Source organism: uncultured Methanobrevibacter sp., assembly GCF_937881195.1.
In the GTDB taxonomy this organism is placed as follows: Archaea; Methanobacteriota; Methanobacteria; order Methanobacteriales; family Methanobacteriaceae; genus Methanobinarius.
Genome location: NZ_CALGFC010000006.1, coordinates 78,323 through 84,322, shown reverse-complemented (window position 1 = coordinate 84,322; position 6,000 = coordinate 78,323). Strand labels below are relative to the sequence as shown.

General features: G+C 28.2%; 6 protein-coding genes. 1 reads left to right on the top strand and 5 read right to left on the bottom strand.

Annotation, left to right across the window (positions count from 1 at the left end; genetic code table 11):
- The first annotated feature begins 363 nt into the window (after positions 1–363).
- On the top strand, positions 364–1,218 hold the full coding sequence (locus tag Q0087_RS00810; protein ID WP_297897317.1) for a fumarate hydratase: 855 nt from the start codon (positions 364–366) through the stop codon (positions 1,216–1,218).
- Positions 1,219–1,418: 200 nt separating this feature from the next.
- On the opposite strand, the gene phoU is transcribed toward Q0087_RS00810, so the two are convergent.
- The 5 genes from phoU to Q0087_RS00785 all read right to left on the bottom strand — a co-directional run bounded on the left by phoU (position 1,419) and on the right by Q0087_RS00785 (position 5,979).
- A complete protein-coding gene (gene phoU, locus Q0087_RS00805; protein ID WP_297897310.1) occupies positions 1,419–2,084 on the bottom strand; it encodes a phosphate signaling complex protein PhoU in 666 nt (221 codons plus the stop codon).
- A 191-nt stretch (positions 2,085–2,275) separates the two neighbouring features.
- Positions 2,276–3,028, bottom strand: a complete 753-nt coding sequence (pstB, locus tag Q0087_RS00800) for a phosphate ABC transporter ATP-binding protein PstB (RefSeq protein WP_297897307.1) — start codon at positions 3,026–3,028, stop codon at positions 2,276–2,278.
- Between the two features lie 134 nt (positions 3,029–3,162).
- Complete coding sequence (pstA, locus tag Q0087_RS00795; protein ID WP_297897304.1) at positions 3,163–4,026, bottom strand: phosphate ABC transporter permease PstA; 864 nt, start codon at positions 4,024–4,026, stop codon at positions 3,163–3,165.
- Positions 4,023–4,901 (bottom strand): phosphate ABC transporter permease subunit PstC, encoded by an 879-nt coding sequence (gene pstC / locus Q0087_RS00790; RefSeq protein ID WP_297897301.1) that lies wholly within the window; start codon positions 4,899–4,901, stop codon positions 4,023–4,025. Before pstC ends, pstA begins: the two co-directional genes overlap by 4 nt.
- Positions 4,902–5,175: 274 nt before the next feature.
- Positions 5,176–5,979, bottom strand: coding sequence for a phosphate ABC transporter substrate-binding protein (locus Q0087_RS00785; RefSeq protein WP_297897297.1), 804 nt, complete (start codon positions 5,977–5,979; stop codon positions 5,176–5,178).
- Positions 5,980–6,000: the final 21 nt, after the last annotated feature.

Here is a 6,000-nt window from a genome sequence, read left to right as displayed (position 1 = left end):
ATTCTACTAATTCTACTAATTCTACTAATTCTACTAATTCTACTAATTCTACTAATTCTACTAAAATCCAATTATAATACTTTAATATTTCTATTTGATTTTTAATATAATATAAATTTAAAATATTACATTAAAAATTAATATAAAAAATTATTATTAAAATAAAATTCTACAGTAGTATCAAATATCTCCCATTGAAAATATAAATAATGATAATTAATTATTGAAAGATTTTAATAATATTTAATTCTATTACTAAAATAAAAAAGTAAATAATAGTTTATTATAATAAATTTAATATAGTAATTTTTACAAATAAGTTTTATAAACAATAATTATAGCAATTAATAAGGGGATAAATAAATGATTACAAAAAAACAAGTTGAAGATACAATTTGTCAACTTTATAAAAAAGCTACGATAATTTTACCAACAGATGTTAAAATATCACTAGAAAATGCTCTTAAAATAGAAGAAGACAAGCTACCTAAGTTAAATATTGAAGCTATCTTAAAAAATATTGAACTTGCAGAAGAAAGAGCAATTCCAATGTGTCAAGATACAGGATTACCAATAATTTTTGTAAAAATTGGTAGGGTTGATTTTGAAAATGATGATTTATATAATACTATTTATAATGGAATATTAAATGGAGTTCAAAAAGCAACTAAAAAAACACCGCTTAGACCAAATATTGTGGATCCAATAACAAGAGAGAATAGTGGAAATAATACTGGGCAAATGATTCCTCAAATTGACATAGAATTAATCGATACAGATTATATTGAATTTACAATACTACCTAAAGGATTTGGGTCAGAAAATAATAATGCTCTTAAAATGGCATTGCCAGGAGAAGGTTTAAAAGGAGTAGAAGATTTTGTAGTTGAAACTGTTTTAAAAGCTGGAGGAAAACCATGTCCCCCAATTGTTGTAGGAGTTGGAATAGGTGGAACCTCTGATTTAGCTTTAAAAACTGCAAAAAAGGCATTACTTAGAGATTTAGGTGAAAAAAATCCAGATCCTGTTCTTGAAAATTTAGAAAGATCATTGCTGAAAAAAATAAATGACAGCGGAATAGGACCAATGGGCTTAGGAGGTAAAACAACAGCACTAGATGTTAAAATAAAAAAAATTTCTACACATACTGCAGGACTCCCTATTGGAGTATGTATTCAATGTTGGGCACATAGACATGCCACAGCAAGATTAAAATAAAAGATATTCCATTAATTATTCCAATTAAACTTAAAATTTAATTATAGTATTTTAATGGAATTATTAAAATGAATAAAATCAAAGAAAATTAAAAAGTTTAAATCAAAATTAAATTCAAAAAAAATTTAAAATATATTAAAATAAATTAAAATATATTAAAATAAAAATAAAATAAAAAGTTGAAAGTTCAACTTTCAAAACTAATTTTTAGGCTTTTTGAATGTCATCATAAATATAGTTCTTCTACCAATATCTACAGCCCTATCAGCTATTCTTTCAAGGAATCTAGCTATAAATATCAAATTAATAGTTTGGCTAATGTTTTCTTTATCTTGGAACATGTTGTCAGTAACTTGTTCTAATATTGAATCAAATAGATCATCTACTTTATCATCATCATTTCTTAGTTCTTTTGCAGTATCTAAGTTTTGATTTAAAAAAGCATAAAAACCTTTGCTTAGCATCATTTGAACATAGTCTGCCATGTATTGTAAATCTTCCATTAATTTATCTGGAACTGAAACATCTTTAATTAATACTGATAAATCAGCTATATTCGCAGCCAAATAACCAATTCGCTTCATATGACTACTTACCCTTATTGTAGATTCGATAAACATCAAATCCCCTGCAACTGGTTGTTCAACAGCTATGAATTTAATACATCTTCTTTCTAAATCAAAAGCAGCTTGATCAATTTCTTTACTCTTTTCAAGCACATCATCAGCTATTTTCTCATCATAATCATTAAGTAATGTAATAGCATTACGATGAGTTTCCATTACCATTTGACCCATCTTTTCTGCTTCATCTTTTACATTATTTATCCTATTTTTAAATGATATTCTCGGATATTCTTTATCCATATAAAACATCCCCTTGTTAAATTTATTTAAAATAATAAATTATTAAACTTACATATATTAAATTAAGTTTTAAATTGAATTTTAGTTCTAAATATTCTAATTAATTACAATTATCTTTATTTTATAATAAATAATTATCGAAGTGATAATTATAATATAATATAAAAAATAATTAAAAAATAATTAAAAATTTAACCAAATCTACCAGTAATATAATCTTCAGTCTTCTTGTTTTTAGGATCAACAAATAATTTGTCTGTTAGATTACTTTCAATTATTTCTCCATTTAAAAAGAAAGAAGTATATTTTGAAACCCTTGTAGCTTGTTGCATATTATGAGTTACAATAAGTATAGTATAATCTTTCTTTAGTTTATGAATTAAATCCTCCACCTTAGTAGTTGAAATAGGATCGAGTGCAGAACAAGGCTCATCCATTAGTATAACTTCGGGATTATTTGCTATTGTTCTTGCTATACATAATCTTTGTTGTTGACCTCCAGATAATCCCATAGCAGAGTTATCAAGTTTATCTTCAACTTCATCCCACAATGCAGCAGACCTCAAACTTTCTTCTACTCTCGCAGAAACAGTGTCATCATCACTTATACCATGGATCCTGAGACCATAAGCAACATTTTCAAAAATAGATTTTGGAAATGGGTTAGGTTTTTGAAAAACCATACCTACTTTCTTTCTAAGATCCACTACATCCATTTTAGGATTGTAAACATCCTGCCCATCTAAATATACTTTACCTGTATGTGAAAAGCTAGGAATTAAATCATTCATTCTATTAATAGTCCTTATAAATGTAGATTTACCACATCCAGAAGGTCCTATCAATGCAGTGACAGTATTTTTAGGAATACCAGTATTAATATCTTTAAGAATATGAGCATCCCCAAAATACACATTCAAGTTTTCTACTTCTATTCTATTCATTATTAACCCCTTAATTAAAGTTTAATTGTATTATTTTTTAATTATAAATATATGTTCTAAAGAAACTCTTTATAAAAAACTCTTTAAAGAAGTTCTAAAAACAGTATATTCTAAAAAATATGTGTTCTAAAAAATTACCTTCCCATTATTTTACGTTGATATCTATCTACCAAATAATTAGTTATTATTGTTAATGCTAATACGATTATAACAAGAACTGCCGCAGTTCCAAAAGCATTTTCAAGAGAAATTCCTTCAGTAGCTAATATATATAAATGAAGAGGCAATGGTCTTCCTGGATCAAATATTGACAAAGGAAGAGAAAGTGATGCCCCAACTGCAAACATTACTGCAGCTGCTTCTGAAACTGCCCTAGTCATCCCAAGAATTACACCTGTCACAATACCAGGAATCGCTGCAGGAAGTACTACCCTATAGATTGTTTGCCACTTTGTTGCACCTAACCCATAGCTTCCCTCACGATAAGAACTAGGTATTGAAGAAATTGTGACTTCAGAAACCTGAAATATTGTTGGGAGTGCCATTATTGCCAATACTAATCCTCCTGAAAGTATTGACCATCCAAGTCCCATAGCAATTACAAAAAATGCTAAACCAAACAAACCATAAACAATAGAAGGAATTGAAGCAAGAGTTTCGGCACCAAAACGAATCACTTTGGTAATTTTACTTTCACCAGCAAACTCAACAAGGTATACTGCAGCACCAACACCAAGTGGAGTAGCAACTACACCTGCAATAAGAGTAACATACAAACTGGAAACAATCATTGGGAAAATTCCACCAGACGCCCCAGAATCAATTGGATCAGAAAATATAAATTCTAAACTAACAACAGGCAACCCTTTTATTAAAATATATCCAAGTATAATTATTAAAATTAATATTGTTACTAAACCCGAAATTACAAAAATTAGGTTCATTATTTTTTGAGATGTTTTTGGAGATAATATTTTCTGAGAATTTAACCAACTCATAGATAACCTCCTCCCACATCAACCTTATATTTGTGTTGTATATAATTTGCGATTAGTAAAAGTATCATAATTATCAAAAATAGGACAATAGCAGTTCCAAATAATGCATTATAATGAAGACCTGTTGCATATCCCATTTCTAAAGCAATATTAGCTGTTAAAGTTCTTACAGGATCAAATATAGATCCTGGTATTTGAACAACATTACCTGCAACCATAATAACAGCTAATGTTTCCCCAATTGCTCTACCCATACCTAAAATAATTGCTGTGATAATCCCAGGAAGTGCTGCAGGAAATATAATATGCCTTATTGTCTGCCAATTAGTTGCTCCAAGTCCAAATGATGCTTCCCTATATTCTTGAGGAACAGCCCTTAATGAATCTTGAGAGATAGTTATTATTGTTGGTAGAACCATTACTGTTAATATAATTGCTGCAGTAAACATACTGAAACCAGTCCCTCCAAAATAAGTCCTTATAATTGGTACTAAAACAATCAAGCCAAAAAATCCATAAACAACAGATGGAATTCCTGATAAAGTTTCAATCACAGGTTTTAAAATTCTTCTAACCCTATTTGGAGCTACCTCTGCCATAAATATTGCACAAAGAAGAGATAAAGGTACTGCCATTAATAAAGACAACATTGTCACATAAATTGAGCCTATAATCATTGCAAAGACACCAAAATCTCCATCATTTGGAGCCCATGTCATCCCAAATAAAAAACGAAAGAAACCATAATCTTCAAAAGCTGGAAGTCCTTCCATTAAAATAAATGAAACAATGAGAAGAATTATTATAATAGAAAAAATGGCCGTTATAAATAGTCCTTTTTCTATTAAAAATTCAGATAATCTATTCTTTTCCATAATGATCCCCATAAGTATTATTCTAATAGTTAATAATAATTTCTATAAAATTTTATAATAATATTAATTATATATCATTTAATTAATTTTTACAATATTAGTTTATAATATTAGTTTATAATATTAATTTTTACAATAATTGATAATGCTATTTAAATTGATAATGTTATTAGTTAATTTTTATAATATCTGATGATAATCTTATTTAATAATAACCCTTTATAAAGTTTAAAAGAATAAATCCTAATTAAAAATTAAATTTCCTAATTAAAGATTAAATTGGAATAATTTTTTCTTCTTTAATAATCTCAATTCCTTCTGGAGATTTAACCCATTCAAGGAATTTTTCCACTTCACCAGTAGGAGTTCCTTTGACTAAAAATAAAAAAGGCCTTTGTAAAGGATATTTTCCATTATATATAGTTTCTTCAGAAGGAGATATTCCATCTACAGCAACTGCTTTAACATCATTACTCATATGTGCAAAAGATACAAAACCAATAGCATCAGGATCTGATGCAACAGATTGCTTAACAGATTCAGTAGAACTCTGAACAACAGCAGAATTTTTTATTTTAGTATCTTCCATGACAATAGATTCAAAAGCAGATCTTGTGCCTGATCCCTCTTCACGAGTTATAACATGTATTTCTCCAGGTTTTCCACCGATTTCTTTCCAATTAGTAATGTTTCCATTAAATATATTCCTTATCTGTTCTATTGAAAGTTTTGAAATATTATTTTGATTACTTACAGCAATCACAATACCCTCTTTTCCGATTGGAACTTCCGTAATATTCTTTCTTTCATCAGATGAAAGTTCTTTTGAACTCATACCAATATCAGTTAAACCCTGATTTGTACTTCTTATACCCATACCAGAACCTCCTCCTTGGACATAGATTCTTACGCCTTCATGAGATTCCATATAACTATCTGCTAATTTTTCTGCTAAAGGTTGTACAGAAGTAGAACCAACAATATCAACCCGTTCATAGTTTGTGCCAGGATTAATCAATAAAAAAGCCAAAATAATAATTACTGCAAAAATGATTATTCCCTTATATTTTGAGTCCATAAAATCACCTTAATTTTTAGT

What these genes read in the sequence shown, in the direction of transcription:
- Q0087_RS00810 (WP_297897317.1), top strand. Translation starts at nt 364, where the DNA reads ATGATTACAAAAAAACAAGTTGAAGATACAATTTGTCAACTTTATAAA.
- phoU (WP_297897310.1), bottom strand. Translation starts at nt 2,084, where the DNA reads ATGGATAAAGAATATCCGAGAATATCATTTAAAAATAGGATAAATAAT.
- pstB (WP_297897307.1), bottom strand. Translation starts at nt 3,028, where the DNA reads ATGAATAGAATAGAAGTAGAAAACTTGAATGTGTATTTTGGGGATGCT.
- pstA (WP_297897304.1), bottom strand. Translation starts at nt 4,026, where the DNA reads ATGAGTTGGTTAAATTCTCAGAAAATATTATCTCCAAAAACATCTCAA.
- pstC (WP_297897301.1), bottom strand. Translation starts at nt 4,901, where the DNA reads ATGGAAAAGAATAGATTATCTGAATTTTTAATAGAAAAAGGACTATTT.
- Q0087_RS00785 (WP_297897297.1), bottom strand. Translation starts at nt 5,979, where the DNA reads ATGGACTCAAAATATAAGGGAATAATCATTTTTGCAGTAATTATTATT.